This is a genomic window from Sinorhizobium americanum (assembly GCF_001651855.1).
GTDB classification, from domain to species: domain Bacteria; phylum Pseudomonadota; class Alphaproteobacteria; order Rhizobiales; family Rhizobiaceae; genus Sinorhizobium; species Sinorhizobium americanum.
In genome coordinates, this window is record NZ_LNQC01000077.1 from 245,622 (window position 1) to 261,287 (window position 15,666).

Annotated in this window: 15 protein-coding genes; 8 read left to right on the forward strand and 7 right to left on the reverse strand. The window is 63.7% G+C overall.

The window, feature by feature from the left end; genetic code table 11:
* The first annotated feature begins 70 nt into the window (after positions 1-70).
* The 4 genes from ATC00_RS26945 to ATC00_RS26960 all read left to right on the forward strand — a co-directional run bounded on the left by ATC00_RS26945 (position 71) and on the right by ATC00_RS26960 (position 3,643).
* Positions 71-1,291, forward strand: a complete 1,221-nt coding sequence (locus tag ATC00_RS26945; RefSeq protein WP_064255095.1) for a phosphopentomutase — start codon at positions 71-73, stop codon at positions 1,289-1,291.
* Positions 1,288-2,262: an adenosine deaminase gene (locus tag ATC00_RS26950; RefSeq protein WP_064255096.1), complete on the forward strand. Its 975-nt coding sequence runs from the start codon at positions 1,288-1,290 to the stop codon at positions 2,260-2,262. Before ATC00_RS26945 ends, ATC00_RS26950 begins: the two co-directional genes overlap by 4 nt.
* Before the next feature lie 98 nt (positions 2,263-2,360).
* On the forward strand, positions 2,361-2,990 hold the full coding sequence (upp, locus tag ATC00_RS26955) for a uracil phosphoribosyltransferase (RefSeq protein ID WP_064255097.1): 630 nt from the start codon (positions 2,361-2,363) through the stop codon (positions 2,988-2,990).
* Between the two features lie 128 nt (positions 2,991-3,118).
* Positions 3,119-3,643: a retropepsin-like aspartic protease family protein gene (locus ATC00_RS26960; protein WP_064255098.1), complete on the forward strand. Its 525-nt coding sequence runs from the start codon at positions 3,119-3,121 to the stop codon at positions 3,641-3,643.
* Here ATC00_RS26960 and deoA read toward each other — a convergent pair.
* The 6 genes from deoA to ATC00_RS26990 form a co-directional block, all read right to left on the reverse strand.
* Positions 3,636-4,952, reverse strand: coding sequence for a thymidine phosphorylase (deoA, locus tag ATC00_RS26965; RefSeq protein ID WP_064255099.1), 1,317 nt, complete (start codon positions 4,950-4,952; stop codon positions 3,636-3,638). The two genes, ATC00_RS26960 and deoA, sit on opposite strands and share 8 nt — an antisense overlap.
* A gap of 1 nt (position 4,953) precedes the next feature.
* Positions 4,954-5,751: a purine-nucleoside phosphorylase gene (locus tag ATC00_RS26970; protein ID WP_064255100.1), complete on the reverse strand. Its 798-nt coding sequence runs from the start codon at positions 5,749-5,751 to the stop codon at positions 4,954-4,956.
* The gene (locus ATC00_RS26975; RefSeq protein WP_018235360.1) at positions 5,748-6,143 is read right to left on the reverse strand and encodes a cytidine deaminase; all 396 of its coding nucleotides are present in this window, start codon (positions 6,141-6,143) and stop codon (positions 5,748-5,750) included. Before ATC00_RS26975 ends, ATC00_RS26970 begins: the two co-directional genes overlap by 4 nt.
* Before the next feature lie 180 nt (positions 6,144-6,323).
* Positions 6,324-7,295 (reverse strand): ABC transporter permease, encoded by a 972-nt coding sequence (locus tag ATC00_RS26980; protein WP_064255101.1) that lies wholly within the window; start codon positions 7,293-7,295, stop codon positions 6,324-6,326.
* A 4-nt stretch (positions 7,296-7,299) separates the two neighbouring features.
* Positions 7,300-8,433, reverse strand: a complete 1,134-nt coding sequence (locus ATC00_RS26985; protein WP_037422744.1) for an ABC transporter permease — start codon at positions 8,431-8,433, stop codon at positions 7,300-7,302.
* Positions 8,430-9,965, reverse strand: coding sequence for an ABC transporter ATP-binding protein (locus tag ATC00_RS26990; RefSeq protein WP_064255102.1), 1,536 nt, complete (start codon positions 9,963-9,965; stop codon positions 8,430-8,432). Before ATC00_RS26990 ends, ATC00_RS26985 begins: the two co-directional genes overlap by 4 nt.
* Before the next feature lie 611 nt (positions 9,966-10,576).
* Between ATC00_RS26990 and ATC00_RS26995 the strand changes: the two genes are divergently transcribed.
* Complete coding sequence (locus ATC00_RS26995; RefSeq protein ID WP_064255103.1) at positions 10,577-11,089, forward strand: DUF4304 domain-containing protein; 513 nt, start codon at positions 10,577-10,579, stop codon at positions 11,087-11,089.
* A 94-nt stretch (positions 11,090-11,183) separates the two neighbouring features.
* Here ATC00_RS26995 and ATC00_RS27000 read toward each other — a convergent pair whose 3' ends face one another.
* Complete coding sequence (locus ATC00_RS27000) at positions 11,184-11,516, reverse strand: hypothetical protein (RefSeq protein ID WP_037390576.1); 333 nt, start codon at positions 11,514-11,516, stop codon at positions 11,184-11,186.
* Between the two features lie 209 nt (positions 11,517-11,725).
* Here ATC00_RS27000 and ATC00_RS27005 point away from each other — a divergent pair, with 209 nt between their 5' ends.
* From ATC00_RS27005 to ATC00_RS27015, 3 genes are read left to right on the forward strand one after another with little or no spacing between them, the layout of a single operon-like run.
* Entirely contained in the window at positions 11,726-12,484 is a 759-nt protein-coding gene (locus ATC00_RS27005) for a Tll0287-like domain-containing protein (RefSeq protein ID WP_037390575.1), read from the forward strand.
* A complete protein-coding gene (locus ATC00_RS27010) occupies positions 12,481-15,234 on the forward strand; it encodes a response regulator (RefSeq protein ID WP_037390574.1) in 2,754 nt (917 codons plus the stop codon). The genes ATC00_RS27005 and ATC00_RS27010 overlap by 4 nt, the downstream gene beginning before the upstream one ends.
* Before the next feature lie 50 nt (positions 15,235-15,284).
* A complete protein-coding gene (locus ATC00_RS27015) occupies positions 15,285-15,656 on the forward strand; it encodes a response regulator (RefSeq protein ID WP_037390573.1) in 372 nt (123 codons plus the stop codon).
* Positions 15,657-15,666: the final 10 nt, after the last annotated feature.

Genomic DNA, 15,666 nt, shown 5'->3' on the forward strand with positions numbered 1-15,666 from the left:
TGCGCGGGATCGCTCCCGCCCAGTTCAATAGCACCGGACCGCGCTCGCGCTCCGGTCCGGCGGGTGTTCAATGGCGCGTGTCTTTCTCTTCGTCCTCGATTCCTTCGGCATCGGCGGTGCGCCCGACGCCGAGGCGTTCGGCGATCTCGGCGCCGACACGCTCGGCCACATAGCCGAGTTCTGCGCGGCGGGCGCCGGTGATCGCGCCGGCTTGCGCGAGGGTCCCCTGCACCTCCCCAACATGTCGGCGCTCGGGCTGATCCATGCGGCGCGGCTGGCGACCGGACGGGTTCCTGCCGGCATGCCGCTGCCGGAGCGCGTCTACGGCGTCTACGGCGCCGCCAGCGAGGTTTCGCGCGGCAAGGACACGCCGTCGGGTCATTGGGAGATCGCCGGCACGCCGGTGAAGTTCGACTGGGGCTATTTCCCGTCCGAGGGGGAGGCGTTTCCGCCGGAACTCGTCGAGGCGATCTGCCGCGAAGGCGACGTTTCAGGCATCCTCGGCAATTGCCACGCCTCCGGCACCGACATCATAGCCCGCCATGGCGAGGAGCATATACGAAGCGGCAAGCCGATCTGCTACACCTCGTCCGACTCGGTCTTCCAGATCGCCGCGCATGAGCAGAGCTTCGGCCTCGAGCGGCTGCTCGATTTCTGCCAGGTCGTGCGCCGGCTCGTCGACGACTACAATATCGGCCGCGTCATCGCCCGGCCGTTCATCGGCGACAATCCGAGCGATTTCACCCGAACCGGCAATCGCCGCGACTATTCCGTCCTGCCGCCGGAACCCACAGTCCTCGACCGGCTCGAGGAGGCCGGGCGCCAGGTGCACGCGATCGGCAAGATCGGCGACATCTTCGCGCATCAGGGCGTGACGAAGCTCACCAAGGCGAACGGCAACATGGCGCTCTTCGACGCCAGCCTCGCGGCGCTCGAAGAGGCGGAGGAAGGCGATCTCGTCTTCACCAATTTCGTCGATTTCGACATGCTCTACGGCCACCGACGCGATGTCCCGGGCTATGCGGCGGCGCTCGAAGCGTTCGATGCCCGTCTGCCCGATCTCGACCGGCGGCTCCGGCCCGGCGACGTGGTGATCCTCACCGCCGATCACGGCTGCGACCCAACCTGGCGCGGCACAGACCATACGCGCGAGCGCGTGCCGGTCCTGATGTTCGGTCCATCGCTCAGAAGCCGGTCGTTCGGCATCGCCGACAGTTTCGCCCATATCGGCGAGACGGTCGCCCGACACCTCGGCATTGCACCGGGTCCACATGGGAGAAGTCTTATTTGACCGCACATCTGAAGAAGGCCGAGCTGCATTGCCACATCGAAGGCGCAACACCGCCGGAACTGGCGCTGCGGCAGGCGCGCAAATACGGCGTCGACACGAGCGCCATCATCCGCGACGGAGCCTATGTCTGGGAGGATTTCACCAGCTTCGTGAAATGCTACGACGCTGTCGCCTCGCTGTTCCGCACCGAGGGCGACTATGCACTGCTCGCGGAAGCCTACCTGACGGAACTCGCCGAAGCGGGAACGATCTATAGCGAGATCATCGTCTCGCCGGACCACGGCAACACGATCGGGCTCGGTGCCGACGCCTATCTCGAGGGGCTTGCCGCCGGCATGGAAGCGGCCGGGGCGAAAACCGGCATCGAGTCGCGCATGCTGATCACCGGCATCCGCCATCTCGGGCCTGAATCGGTCGTCCGGACCGCCGAATATGCCGCCATGCGCCGCCACCCGCTGGTGACCGGCTTCAACCTGGCGGGCGAGGAGCGGCTGCACAGCGTCGCCGAGTTCGCCCGCGCCTTCGACGTCGTCCGCGACGCGGGTCTCGGCCTGACCATCCATGCCGGCGAGCTCTCCGGCGCCTTCAGCGTCCGCGACGCGCTCGACCATGTGCGCCCGTCGCGCATCAGCCACGGCGTGCGGGCGATCGAGGACCCGGATCTCGTCAAGCGCCTTGCCGACGAGGGCGTGGTGCTGGATGTCTGCCCCGGCTCCAACATTTCGCTGCAGGTGTTCCCGGATTTCGCCTCGCACCCGCTCAGGCCGCTTTACGATGCCGGCGTCCGCGTCACGCTCAACTCCGACGATCCGCCCTTCTTCCACACCTCGCTCGCCCAGGAATACGAGATCGCCGCGCATGTGATGGGCTTTGGCGACAGCGAGATCGACCGGATGACGAGAACCGCGATCGAAGCCGCCTTCGTGGACGAGCCGACGAGAGAGAGGCTGCTCAAGGCACTGCATATGTAGCCGCGATATTCGCTGGAAGCACGCCAACACCCTTGCAGCGTCCGCTCATTCCATGGAAAAGAAGGCGGATATGCCAAATTCTCGGGGAAGGTGAAGCCATGGACGGCGTGACAGTGATCGATCATCCGCTGGTGCAGCACAAGCTGACCATCATGCGCAAGAAGGAGACGTCGACCGCAGGATTCCGCCGGCTGCTGCGAGAGATCTCGACGCTGCTCTGCTACGAGGTGACGCGCGATCTGGAACTCACGATCGAACGGATCGAAACGCCGCTCGAGGAGATGGATTCTCCCATTCTCGAGGGCAAGAAGCTCGTCTTCGCCTCGATCCTGCGCGCCGGCAACGGCCTGCTGGAGGGCATGCTCGAACTGGTGCCGTCCGCCCGCGTCTCGCATATCGGCGTCTATCGCGACCATGAAACGCTGCAGCCGGTCGAATATTACTTCAAGGCACCGGAGAACCTGTCCGAGCGACTGATCATCGTCGTCGACCCGATGCTTGCGACCGGCAATTCCTCGATCGCGGCAATCGACAAGCTGAAGGAACGGGGCGCCAAGAATATCCGCTTCCTATGCCTGCTTGCCGCACCCGAAGGCATCCGCAATTTCCAGGGATCGCATCCGGACGTGCCGATCTTCACCGCCTCGATCGACAGCCATCTGAACGAGAAGGGCTATATCATGCCAGGCCTCGGCGACGCCGGCGATCGCATGTACGGCACCAAATAGCTTCGCTCTTTCTTAACCAGGCGATCAAGAATCGGGACGCCGCCGGAATTTCCGGCGGTTTTTTTGCGCAACGTTAGCAATGCTCCGCAGAAGATCGGCGAAATGCGCCAGCCGACCAGGAGCCGAGAATGCTGACACGTCTCATTGCCTTTGCCGGTGGACTTGCCGCCATCGCCCTCGTCGTGCCGGACCTCGTCTCGACTTATCTCGATCGCCGGGGGTCCGGGGCGCCACAGCAAGCGGCTGCGATCGCCACGCCGGCTGCCGCCAACTATGCCGGCGGCAAGGCCGTCGTCCTCGAAGCGGACCGCTCCGGCCACTTCGTCGGCACGTTCCGCATCAACGGACGGCCGGAGCAGGGGCTGGTCGACACCGGTGCAAGCACGATCGCCATCAATGCTTCCCTGGCCCGGCGGTTCGGCATCGCCGTCGCCAGCCTCTCCTTCGATGCGCGGGCGCAGACGGCGAACGGCATCGTCGAGGCCGCTCCCATCAGCCTCGATCGCGTCGAGATTGGCGGCATTTCGCTCCGGAACGTCGAGGCCATGGTTCTTCCGGACAAGGCGCTTTCGGGCATGCTCGTCGGCATGTCCTTCCTCAACCGGCTGTCGTCCTATCGTGTCGAAGACGGGGCGCTGCAGCTCGTCAAATAATTCGCGACACGATGACGGGACGCGATTGAGGGCGCTCGTCGGCGATCACATAAAGCCCTGCAACCCTGTCCCTCACCGCCTCGGCCTGCTGCCGATCGGCGGCATGCACAAAGGCAATCGGTTCGCCCCTCTCAACCTTCGTCCCGAGCGGCTTGAGGCCGGCAAGTCCGACCCGATGGTCGATCCGGTCGTCCGGGCGCATTCGCCCGCCGCCGAGCGCAATGACGGCCATTCCCAGTTCACGCGTCTCGCATGAGGCGAGATAGCCGTCGCGGTTGGCGGGCACCGGGATTATTGCCGGAGCCTTTTCGAGATGAGCTTCGGGACGATCGACGAAATCGGCGGGCCCGCCGAGCCGATGCACCATGAGGGCGAAGCGTTCCATCGCGTCGCCGCTCTCCAGAGCTCGACGAGCCATGGCCTCGCCTTCGGCCGTGTGCGCCGACATCCTCGCCGCGACAAGCATTTCCGCCGCGAAAGCCATCACGACCTGATCGAGGCGGGTTCCCGCCTTCTCGCCGCGCAGATAAGCAAGGCAGTTCTCGACTTCCAGCGCATTGCCGGCTGTATCCGCCAGCGGCTCGTTCATGTCGGTGATGAGCGCCGTGGTCGACACGCCCGCCCCGTTCGCGACATCGACCAGCGAGCGCGCCAGGATTTCGGTTTCGCCGGGATCCGTCAGGAAGGAACCGTTGCCGAGCTTGACGTCCAGCACCAGCGACTGCAGGCCGGCGGCGAGTTTCTTCGAGAGGATAGACGCGGTGATCAGCGGCACCGAATCGACCGTCGCCGTCACGTCGCGGATCGCATAGAGGCGCTTGTCGGCCGGTGCAAGATTGGCGGTCTGGCCGATGATTGCGCAACCGACCTCCTCGACGATTTGGCGAAACAGTTCGGGCGGCGGCTGGATGTCATAGCCCGGGATCGATTCGAGCTTGTCGAGCGTACCCCCGGTGTGGCCGAGCCCTCGCCCCGAAATCATCGGCACGGCGGCGCCGCAGGCGGCAATGATCGGCGCCAGCATCAGCGAGACATTGTCGCCGACGCCACCCGTTGAATGCTTGTCGGCGATGGGGCGGCCGAACCCGCTCCAGTCGAGGGTCTCGCCGGAGTCGCGCATTGCCAGCGTCAGCGCCACGCATTCGTCGCGGCTCATGCCCGAGAACCAGGTGGCCATGGCGAAGGCGGCAACCTGCCCCTCCGAGACAGAACCATCAGTGACGCCCTCGATGAAGCCGCGTATCTCCGCCGGTTCGAGCCGACCGCCATCCCTCTTCTTGCGGATCACTTCCTGAGGAAGAGGGGCCATCTCAGCCTTCGCTCGCAATCATCTCTTTGAGGATCGACGCCAGCCGCTGGCCGCCGAAAGGCGCCATCTCCTTGGTCTCGTGGTGGCTGAGCTCGGCACCGGTCATGCCGGCGCCGTAGTTGGTGATGACCGACGCGGCCGCAACCTTCATGCCGAAGAACCGGGCGAGGATCACCTCCGGCACGGTGGACATGCCGACCGCATCAGCGCCGAGAACGCGGGCCATGCGGATTTCCGCCGGCGTTTCGAAGCTCGGGCCGGAGAACCACATATAGACGCCGCGGGCGAGCGGGATGCCGAGCCGCTCGGCGGCCTCTTCCATCTGAACGGCGAGCGCCGCGTCATAGGCATTCGTCATGCCGACGAAGCGATCGTCGCTCTCGACGCCGATCAGCGGATTGGCGCCGGAAAAGGCGATATGATCGGCGATGCGCATCACCGAGCCGGGCGGCATATCTTCGCGCAGCGATCCGGCCGAGTTGGTGAGGATCAGATTCTCGACGCCGATCCGCTTCAGCGTTTCGATCGGCACGCGCATCGCATTGGCGTCGCCGCGCTCGTAATAATGAACCCGGCCGGACAGGATTGCGACCGGTGCGTCGCCGAGGCGGCCGAGGACGAGCTCGCCCGCATGGCTGGAGACGCTGCTGACCGGGAAGCCCGGTATGTCCGCATAGGAAAAGCGGACCGGCGCGCTGACTGCCTCGACGAGCGAGCCGAGACCCGAGCCGAGGACGATGGCATGGCGCGGCGATAGATCGCCGAGTTTGTCACGCAGGAATTCAGCCGCGCCGGTCATCCGAGGATCTCGGTCTCAAAGCTGTGCGGCAGCAGGTCGGAAAGCGCCAGGCTCTTCTTGATGCCCGTCTCGTCGCAGAGATAGATTCGGGTGCTGGCGCCGGAGAATTCCGCCAGCCGCTGCCGGCAGCCGCCGCACGGCGGGCAGAGCGCGAGTTTCTCGGCAATCACCGCCACTTCCATGATCTTGCGCTGGCCGGCCATCACCATGTGGCTGATCGCCGTCGTCTCGGCGCACCAGCCTTCCGGGAAGGACAGGTTCTCGATATTGGCGCCCGTATAGATCCTGCCATCCTCGGCGCGGATCGCCGCCCCCACCGGAAATTTCGAATAGGGTGCATGGGCCTTGGCCATGGCCTCACGCGCGGCGACGAAGAGCTCGTTCTTCGGCATGGTCTGTCCTTATGTTGTGCATGTCGTTATCCAAAAACCGCTACGCACTTTTGGGCGACATGCATCCTTAATTCATGCATGTCGTTGCCCCAAAACCGCTGCGCACTTTTGGGCGACATGCATCCTTGATTCATGCATGTCGTTGTCCCAAAACCGCTGCGCACTTTTGGGCGACATGCATTAACGCTCCTTCACGTAGGGCACGCCGCCGGCCTTCGGCGGAATGGCCTTGCCGATGAAGCCGGCGAGCAGAATGACCGTGAGGATATAGGGCAGCGCCTGCATCAATTGCACCGGCACCTGGCCGACGAGCGGCAAGGGCGTGCCCTGCAGGCGGATCGCCAGCGCATCAAGGAAGCCGAAGAGCAGGCAGGCGAACATGACGTTCTTCGGCCGCCACTTGGCGAAGATCAGCGCCGCGAGCGCGATATAGCCCTTGCCCGCCGTCATGCCCTTGACGAAGCCGGCGGTCATCGCCAGCGACAGGTAGGCGCCGGCAAAACCGCAGAGGATGCCGCAGCAGATGACCGCGCGGTATCTTAGCCAGATTACCGAGATGCCGGCGGTGTCGACCGCGCCGGGGTTCTCGCCGACGGCCCTCAGGCGAAGTCCGAAGCGAGTGCGGTAGAGGATCCACCAGCTTGCCGGAACCATGGCGAAGGCGAGATAGGTGAGCAGGAAATGTCCGGAGAGCAGGTCCGCATAGATCGGACCGAGGACCGGCACTTCGCGGACGGCGTCCGCGCCCGGCAGATTGATGGTCTGGAACCGGGCGCCCTCGGCAAGCGCCGGCGTGCGGCCGCCCTGGCGGAACCAGGCCTCGCCGAGGATCACCGTCGAGCCGGCAACGATGAAGTTGATCGCCACGCCCGAGACGATCTGATTGCCGCGCTGGGTAATCGAGGCATAGCCGTGGACCAGCGACAGAAGGATGGAGATGAGAATAGCGGCCAGCAGCCCCATCCAGACCGACTGGGTGACGGCGGCGACGGCGCCGGCCGCGAAAGCGGCGCCGAGCATCTTGCCCTCAAGCCCGATGTCAAAGACGCCGGCGCGCTCGGTGAAGAGGCCGGCAAGGGCGGCAAAGACCAACGGCACCGAAACGCGGATCGTTGATTCGAGGAGCACCACGAGAACGTGGAAGAAATCCATGGCTTCAGGCTCCCTTGGTCTGGACGACCGCGGCGGCGCGCTGGCCGCGCATCGCGAAGGCGCGGGTGATCGCCGGGCGGAACATATTTTCGAGCGCGCCGGCAAAGAGGATGACGAGGCCCTGGATGATGACGATCATGTCGCGCGAGATCGACGGCATCTCGAAGGCGATCTCCGCACCGCCCTGGTAGAGCACGCCGAAGAGGATCGCCGCGGGGATGATGCCGCCCGGATGCGACCGGCCCATCAGCGCAACCGCGATGCCGACGAAGCCGGCGCCCTGGACGAAGTCGAGCTGCATGCGGAACTGCTCGCCCATGATCGGGTTCAGCGCCATCATCCCGGCAAGGCCGCCGGAGATCATCATGGTGATGACGGTGATGCGGCTTTCCCGAATGCCGGCATAGCGTGCCGCCGAGGGGCTATGGCCCATGGTGCGCATCTCGTAGCCGAGCTTGGTGCGCCAGATCAGCACCCAGACGCCGAAGGCGGCGGCGAGCGCCAGCAGGAAGGAGATGTTGAACGGCGCCGTTCCGACATTCAGGCCGAAGATCGACAGCAGCCAGTCGAGCTTCGGCAATTGGCCGCCCTCCGCGAAGGTCCGCGTCTGCGGCGCCATCGAGCCGAGCGGCTTCAGGACTCGCGTCAGGAGATAGACCATCAGGCTCGAGGCGATGAAGTTGAACATGATGGTGGTGATGACGATATGGCTGCCGCGCTTGGCCTGCAGCCAGCCCGGCAGGAAGGCCCAGAGAGCGCCGAAGAAGACCGAGCCGACGATAGCCAGCGGGAAGACCACGTACCAGGGCATCACTTGGTCGAGCCAGAGGCAGGCAAGCGCGACGCCGATGCCGCCGACATAGGCCTGTCCCTCACCGCCGATATTGAAGAGCCCGGCATGGAAGGCGACGGCGACGGCAAGTCCGGTGAAGATGAAGGTGGTCGCGTAATAGAGCGTGAAGCCGATATATTCGCCGCGGCCGAAGGCGCCGTTGATCAAATGGTAGGCGGCCTCGAACGGATTCTCGCCGACGAGCAGCACGACGAGACCGGCGACGAGAAAGGCGACGGCAAGGTTTATCAGCGGGATGAGGCCATATTCGACCCAGCCCGGGAGCTTCGCATAGGGTGTGCTCATTCTGCGGCCTCCTTGCGGCCCTCGACGCCGGCCATCAGCAGGCCGAGTTCGCCCTCCGTCGCCTCCGGGCTGCGCTCGCCGACGACGCGGCCGGCAAACATCACCAGGATACGGTCGGAAAGCGAGCGGATTTCGTCGAGCTCGACGGAGACGAGCAGCACGGCCTTGCCCTGGTCGCGCATCTCGATGATCCGCTTGTGGATGAATTCGATCGCGCCCACATCGACGCCGCGGGTCGGCTGGCCGATGATCAGCACATCGGGGCCACGCTCCATTTCTCGGGCAAGGACGATCTTCTGCTGATTGCCGCCGGAGAAATTGGCGGTCTTCAGCCGCGCATTCGGCGGACGGATATCGTATTTGGCGATCTTCTCCTCGGCATCCTTGCGGATCGCGTCGATGTCGAGGAAGGCGCCCTTCAGGTAACGCGGGTCGTTGTGGTAGCCGAGAATGGCGTTCTCGCTCTCCTCGAACTTGAGGACCAGACCGACGTGATGCCGGTCTTCCGGGACATGCGCCAGCCCGCGAGCCCGGAGCTCGGCGGGATCGCGATGGCCCGTCACATCGACGGACCTGCCGTTCAAAAGCACGGTTCCGGAGGTGGCCCTGCGGATGCCGGCGATTGCCTCGAGCAGTTCCGACTGGCCGTTGCCGGCGACACCGGCAATGCCGACGATCTCGCCGGCCCTGACCTCGAAGGAGACGTCGTCGACCATGGTGACGCCGCGGCTGTCCTTGACCGTCAGCCCCTCAACCGCGAGCTTCACGTCGCCCGGACTCGCCTCGCCCTTCTCGACGCGCAGCAGCACGCGGCGGCCAACCATGAGTTCGGCAAGCTCCTCGACCGAGGTCTCGCGCGTCGTGCGGGTCGCGACCATCTCGCCGCGGCGCATGACCGAGACTTCGTCGGTGATCGCCATGATCTCGCGCAGTTTGTGGGTGATCAGGATGATCGTCTTCCCCTGCGCCTTGAGCTGGCCGAGGATGCGAAACAGATGGTCGGCCTCGGCCGGGGTCAGCACGCCGGTGGGCTCGTCGAGGATCAGGATGTCGGCCCTGCGGTAGAGTGCTTTGAGGATTTCCACCCGCTGCTGGAGGCCGACCGGCAGCTCCTCGATCAGCGCATCAGGATTGACCTCGAGCGCATATTCTTTTTCGAGCCGCTTCAGTTCCTGGCGCGCCTTGGCAATGCCCTTGTTGAGGATCTGGCTGTCCTCGGCACCGAGCATGACGTTCTCGAGCACGGTGAAATTCTCGACCAGCATGAAATGCTGGTGGACCATGCCGATACCGACGGAGATCGCCGTGTTCGGATCGCGGATGGAGGCGGGCTTGCCGTCGACGAAGATCTCGCCGCTGTCGGCCTGGTAAAAGCCGTAGAGGATCGACATCAGTGTCGATTTGCCGGCGCCATTTTCACCGATGATGCCGTGGATCGTGCCCTTGCGAACCTTGAGATTGATGTCCTTGTTGGCATGGACCGGACCGAAGCTCTTGTCGATCCCGCGCAATTCAATGGCAATATTGTCCATATTGGCCTGCGATCCCCTTTTTGCCCGCTTCGGTCTGCCCCAAGACCGTGCCGGCAATTTTTTACCATTTGGTATAAGTTTATCATCGATTTTCCGGCACGAAAGCCTCAAAATCGCGACCTCCTTATACTCTCATCGGATCGCCAATGAGAGTCCAGCACGAATATACACAGGGCAGATGAGGGGTCCCGGAGGCCAGAGCGTCGCGCACCGAGAGCCGAGCGCAGGCGGCTGCATGGCCGGGCACGGGTCGCTTCGACTTGGCTTATCTTCAGTCGCCGCGAGGTGCCGAGCGGGCCGATCACCTGAAAGCAGCCGCGCAAATGCCCGGGTGACTTCCTCCAATCCCCTAATTTCTAGTTGCAAAAGCGATGCAACCATGTATGTTTCTTTCCGCGCTGGTACAACCAAAAACGATCCCTGGTCTGATCGGCCCGTAGCGTTTGCGGTCGCATTGCCGTGCCACTGCTTCTTTTCCGCACCTCGCAGAAATCGCCCTGACCGGAAACGGTCAGGGCATTCCGCAAGCGCTGACTCTGCCGTGCCAATCCGCTAAGAAGACGCGTGCCCGGCTGCCGGGCAATTGCTCCGTTCAAAGACAATTTGCGGCGATGGATACGTTTGAACGAGTGATCGGCGAGGAGTTGGCCCCGTACCTCAGGACGGTCGGTTTTCTGCGAGATGGCCAGACCTGGAACCGGCGCACGGAGGGTGTCGTTCAGGTCATCTCGGTCCAGCGGTCGATGAACAATACCGAGCTCAATTCCCGCTTCACGATCAACGTCGGCGTGACCCCCGACACCCGGCCGGCAAATACGCGGCTTGCCGAGCATGAATGCCGATCTCGCCTGCGCATCGGCTTTCTGCGTGCCGAGCGGCAGGATCATTGGTACCGCTATCGGCCGAGGGACCCGGCGAGCGTCCGGCGCGCGGTCGCGGAAGCCCGCGCGGACGTAGAAGCTTACGTGATGCCCTATCTTTCTCAAAAGCCAGGCGATTTTTCACCGTTGCTGCTTCAGGCGACATCGGCGATGCAGACGCATGTCAGGGCATGGAAAGCATTCGACAGCCTTTGCCAAAGGATTGTTCGCCTCTGGCCGTTCAAAACCACATCCGGCCGGTAGCCGGCGTGATCGGCGACGCCGCGTGCTAATGGACGACCAATGGGCAAGGGCGATCCCGCGGCCGAAGCGAGATCGCCCTTCGCCCACAGCGTCATCATTCGTGAATTGTGTAGGATCCGAGCTTGCAGAGATCCTGCTTGTCCACGGTCGTCTCGAGCTCGGAGTTCTCATCGAACTCAAAACGCATGTCGTATTCGCACACGTCGCGGCCGTCGGCGATCGTCAGTTCGATCGTTTCGCCTGGCTCCAGAACCTGGCTGCCGAACACGTCGTCTTCCCATTCCTCCACCCCGACCGGCGACGTGTGGAAACGAACGAGCGTCGCGCTTGTATCGTTCTTCAAGGTAAAGGTCAGGTCCTCGGCTTGAGCCGCCGATGAGAAGGCGAACGCCGCCATAGTGGCGGCAACCAAAGCAATATGCTTCATGAAAGTGTCCCCTGCCCGGAAATGAGCCCGCGTACACTACGCATGGCGGGCAAGCCCACAACGGATTTTTGATTTCACGATCGATTCCACCAAAAATGGATAGTTCTCGCGATGCGCGTCCGGGCCAGCCCCGTTCCAGAGATGACTCCTTCCGGTGTGCTTCCTGTGATATCTTTTCGCCTTGTGCTTCCTTGCGGAGGGAAAGCAACATGGAAGCTCTTACTGTCTTCGCCCGAAACTGCATTCTCGCTGTTCTATCCGCTTGCATGCTCCTCTCGCCGCCGGTGGTCGCCGAAGAGGCTGCCGATGTCGCGACCGGGACGCGGCTTGCCGAATTGCTGAGGGCCGCCCGAAGCGTCCTTTCGAACTATCAGTCGCTCATCAACGATCCGGCCGTCGCGGACAAGCATCTCGACGGCAAACGCTTCACAACCGAGGCGATCGCGCTTTACGGCGAGCGCACCGGCAGTCCTTTGATCTCCGACGATCTGGCGGAGCGCGACCGCAAGCTGCTCCAGGCTCAGATCGACGCGATGCGCGAAGTGATCGACGAGCATCAGGACGACATCAACCGTCCGGGCATCGCCTTTAAGGGCTTCGTACCAGCCGTCTTCGCGCGCCTGATGAACGAGAAATTCGCCGCCAAGGTGGGAAACGAAGCGCTGGTCCGCGTCACGGCGCCGGAGGTTCTGGTGCGCAATCGCAAGTCGCTTCCCGACACCTGGGAGGCGAAGGTCATCAACGAGGTTTTCCCGGATCCGCAGCGACCGAGGGACGCGAGCTATACGGAAGTGACGACCGTGAACGGCCGCCCCGCCTTTCGCATGCTGCTGCCGGAATATTACACCGATTCCTGCCTTGTCTGCCACGGCGTCCCGAAAGGGGAAATCGACGTCACCGGCTATCCGAAGGAGGGCGGCAAGGCCGGCGACCTCGGCGGTGCGATCAGCATCGTCTTGTTCCAATGAGCGCGCTCCGCGAGCAGTTGCAGCCACTCGAACCCGCGCCGGCGCCGAGGCTTGCCAGCCGGATCGCCAACTTGCCGATCTCGGCACGCGTTGCGACGCTCACCGCGGCCGGCATGATCAGCCTTGTCCTCTCGTCGGTTTTCCTGACGCAGGCGCTCCATCGCAGCGCCGCGCGCATGGCCGAAACCCAGGAACTGTTCGACCGGGCCGCATCGGCGGCGGCGGCGCATGTCGCCTTTGGCGACCTCCGATACTGGCTGACCGATCTCTCCGTCAGCCTGTTGATGAATTCGCAGCGCAATGCCGAGCAGGCCCGCGAACGCCTGCAGCTCCAGTTGGAGCGTCTTGCCAAGCACTCTCCGGACGCCGTCAGGGAAATTGGCACGGAAATCGACGCCTATGTCGCAACGGCGCTGCAGGCAACGGAAAGCTATACCCAGGACAACCGCATTCTCGGCAACACCTTGCTGGCGGAAGCACGCACCCACAGCGGTCATGTCGATCAGAACCTCAACAAGCTCGTCGAGCAGGTGAAGGCGGATGCCGAGGCCGCCCGCAACGAGGTCGTGGCGCAGACGCAGAAGACCGCCACGACCGCCGCCATCCTGGTCGGCGGCGTCGTCCTGATCGGCTCGCTTCTGACGCTCCTCGTCCTGCGCTCGATCGTCGGGCCGCTCCGGCGCCTCAACCGGGTGATCGGCGACCTGACCGAGGGCCGCTACGATGTCGAGGTCCCTCAGGAGGGCGGCGACGAATTCGGGGCCATGGCGAAAACGCTTTCGCTCTTCCAGCAGAACGCCATCGAAAAGAAGAAGCTCGAAGACGAGGCGGAGCGGCAAAGGCGGACGATCGCGGCGGCGCTCGAGGCGATCTCCGACGGGTTCGTGCTCTATGATCCCGATGACCGTATCCTCGTCGCCAATAGCAAATATTGCGAGATTTTCCCCAGCCACAAGCCGAACGATCTGCGCGGCAAGAGCTTCCGCGAAATCCTGGAGCAGAATCTCGCAAGAGGGAAAGTGGACCTCGAAGGCAAGGCGCCGGAAGAGTGGATCGAGGAACGCCTGCGCCTCCACCGCAATCCCGCCGGCCTCGTCGACGAGCGACGGTTCAACGACAAATGGGTGCGCATCACCAAGCGCAAGATCCCGGACGGTGGGACGGTCGCCGTCTATACCGACATCACCGAACTCAAGCAGAGGCAGGTCGAGCTCGAGCGGGCCAAGAGCATTGCCGAAGCGGCGAGCGAGGCCAAGAGCCGCTTCCTCGCCTCGATGAGCCACGAATTGCGCACGCCGCTGAACGCGATCATCGGCTATAGCGAGATGTTGATAGAAGAGGCGCGCGACCACCACGAAGACGAACTGGTCCCGGACCTGGAGAAAATCGCCTCGGCCGGTCGCCATCTGCTGTCGCTCATCAACGACATTCTCGATCTGTCGAAGATCGAGGCCAACAAGATGGAGGTCTTCCTCGAAACCTTCGACGTCGCGCGGCTGCTCGGCGACGTGACTGCCACCGTCGCCCCGCTGATGGCGAAGAACCGCAACGAATTCATTCAGGAGCTCGACGGCGATCTCGGGGAGATGCATTCGGACCAGACCAAGCTGCGCCAGAATCTCTTCAACCTGCTTAGCAACGCGGCGAAGTTCACCAATGGCGGCCGGGTCACGCTGTCGGCCCGGCGCGAAGGGCGAGCCGACGGCGACTGGCTCGTCTTCAAAGTCTCCGACACCGGCATCGGCATGACGCCGGAGCAGCAGAACCGGCTTTTCAACGCCTTCACGCAGGCCGATGCGTCCACTACCCGCAATTACGGCGGCACCGGCCTGGGCTTGAGCATCACTCGCAGTTTCAGCCGCATGATCGGCGGCGTCGTCGATGTCGAAAGCGAAGTGGGAAAGGGCTCGGTCTTCACGATGGAAGTGCCGGCGCAATGCCGACGGGAGGCCGAAGAGGCCCGGGCAGCCGAGTCATCGCGGATCATTCAGCCGGGCCGCACCGCGCTCATCATCGACGACGACCCGGCCGCCCGCAACCTGATCGCAAAGGCACTGGCGGAAGCGGGCCTCGCGTCGATGCAGGCGGCAAGCGGCGCGGAGGGAATAGCGGTCGCCCGCGAGCATCGGCCCGACGCCATCATTCTCGACATCATCATGCCGCACCAGGACGGCTGGTCGGTGCTGCGCACGCTGAAGAGCGACCCTGACCTCTGCACCATCCCGGTGATCCTGGCGACCATTCTGGCGGATCGCGAACTCGGCCTCTCGCTGGGTGCGGTGGAATATCTGACCAAGCCGATCGACACCGACAAGCTGATCCGGACGGTCGAGGCTTGCGGGGGCGGCAACCGCGACGTGCTGGTCATCGACGACGATCTGGCATCCCGCGAATTCCTGCGGCGCATTCTGGTGAAGAGGGATTGGAAAGTCCACGAGGCAGGCGATGGGATTCGCGGTCTCGAAACGATGAAACGGCTTCTGCCGCGCCTGGTCCTGCTCGATCTGCTGATGCCGGAAATGGACGGTTTCCAGACGCTCAGCGAGATGCAGGGAATTCCCGAGTTGCAGAACATTCCGGTGGTAGTGGTCACGTCGAAAGACCTTTCCGCCAAAGAGTTGCGATGGCTGCGCGAACGGGCGGTTGCCGTCGTAAACAAGGGGGCGAACAGCAGGTCGCAACTGGTCGAGGCTCTAGAGCGCCAGATCGCGTCGCGCGAAACGGCCGACCAGAGCGTCGGCGACGGCTGAAGGCTGAATCATGCCGTGCAAACCTGCAGCGGGGCAGGAGGAGACCGGAAATGACGAGAATCCTTCTGGTGGAAGACAATGAAATGAACCGCGACATGCTTTCGCGGCGCCTGTCCCGCCGCGGCTTCGACGTGCTCATTGCCGAAAACGGCAAGGCAGGCGTCGAGCTCGCCACTTCGGAAAGGCCGGATGTGATCCTGATGGATATGAGCCTGCCGGTCATGGACGGCTGGGAAGCGACCAGACAGATCAAGGCCAACCCGCTGACTTCCGGGATCCCGGTCATCGCGCTGACCGCTCACGCCATGGCCAGCGATCGGGACATGGCGCTCGATGCCGGTTGCGACGACTATGACAGCAAGCCGGTCGACCTGACGCAGCTTGTCCGCAAGATCGAACAATTGCTCACCGCATCTCCCTGAGTGGCGTTTG

Bases quoted from the DNA above. Each gene is read 5' to 3' on its own strand.
- ATC00_RS27010 (WP_037390574.1), top strand. From the start codon at position 12,481: ATGAGCGCGCTCCGCGAGCAGTTGCAGCCACTCGAACCCGCGCCGGCG.
- ATC00_RS26975 (WP_018235360.1), bottom strand. From the start codon at position 6,143: ATGCCGAAGAACGAGCTCTTCGTCGCCGCGCGTGAGGCCATGGCCAAG.
- ATC00_RS26960 (WP_064255098.1), top strand. From the start codon at position 3,119: ATGCTGACACGTCTCATTGCCTTTGCCGGTGGACTTGCCGCCATCGCC.
- ATC00_RS26985 (WP_037422744.1), bottom strand. From the start codon at position 8,433: ATGAGCACACCCTATGCGAAGCTCCCGGGCTGGGTCGAATATGGCCTC.
- ATC00_RS26945 (WP_064255095.1), top strand. From the start codon at position 71: ATGGCGCGTGTCTTTCTCTTCGTCCTCGATTCCTTCGGCATCGGCGGT.
- ATC00_RS26990 (WP_064255102.1), bottom strand. From the start codon at position 9,965: ATGGACAATATTGCCATTGAATTGCGCGGGATCGACAAGAGCTTCGGT.
- ATC00_RS27000 (WP_037390576.1), bottom strand. From the start codon at position 11,516: ATGAAGCATATTGCTTTGGTTGCCGCCACTATGGCGGCGTTCGCCTTC.
- ATC00_RS27015 (WP_037390573.1), top strand. From the start codon at position 15,285: ATGACGAGAATCCTTCTGGTGGAAGACAATGAAATGAACCGCGACATG.
- ATC00_RS26980 (WP_064255101.1), bottom strand. From the start codon at position 7,295: ATGGATTTCTTCCACGTTCTCGTGGTGCTCCTCGAATCAACGATCCGC.
- ATC00_RS26970 (WP_064255100.1), bottom strand. From the start codon at position 5,751: ATGACCGGCGCGGCTGAATTCCTGCGTGACAAACTCGGCGATCTATCG.
- ATC00_RS26995 (WP_064255103.1), top strand. From the start codon at position 10,577: ATGGATACGTTTGAACGAGTGATCGGCGAGGAGTTGGCCCCGTACCTC.
- upp (WP_064255097.1), top strand. From the start codon at position 2,361: ATGGACGGCGTGACAGTGATCGATCATCCGCTGGTGCAGCACAAGCTG.
- deoA (WP_064255099.1), bottom strand. From the start codon at position 4,952: ATGGCCCCTCTTCCTCAGGAAGTGATCCGCAAGAAGAGGGATGGCGGT.
- ATC00_RS27005 (WP_037390575.1), top strand. From the start codon at position 11,726: ATGGAAGCTCTTACTGTCTTCGCCCGAAACTGCATTCTCGCTGTTCTA.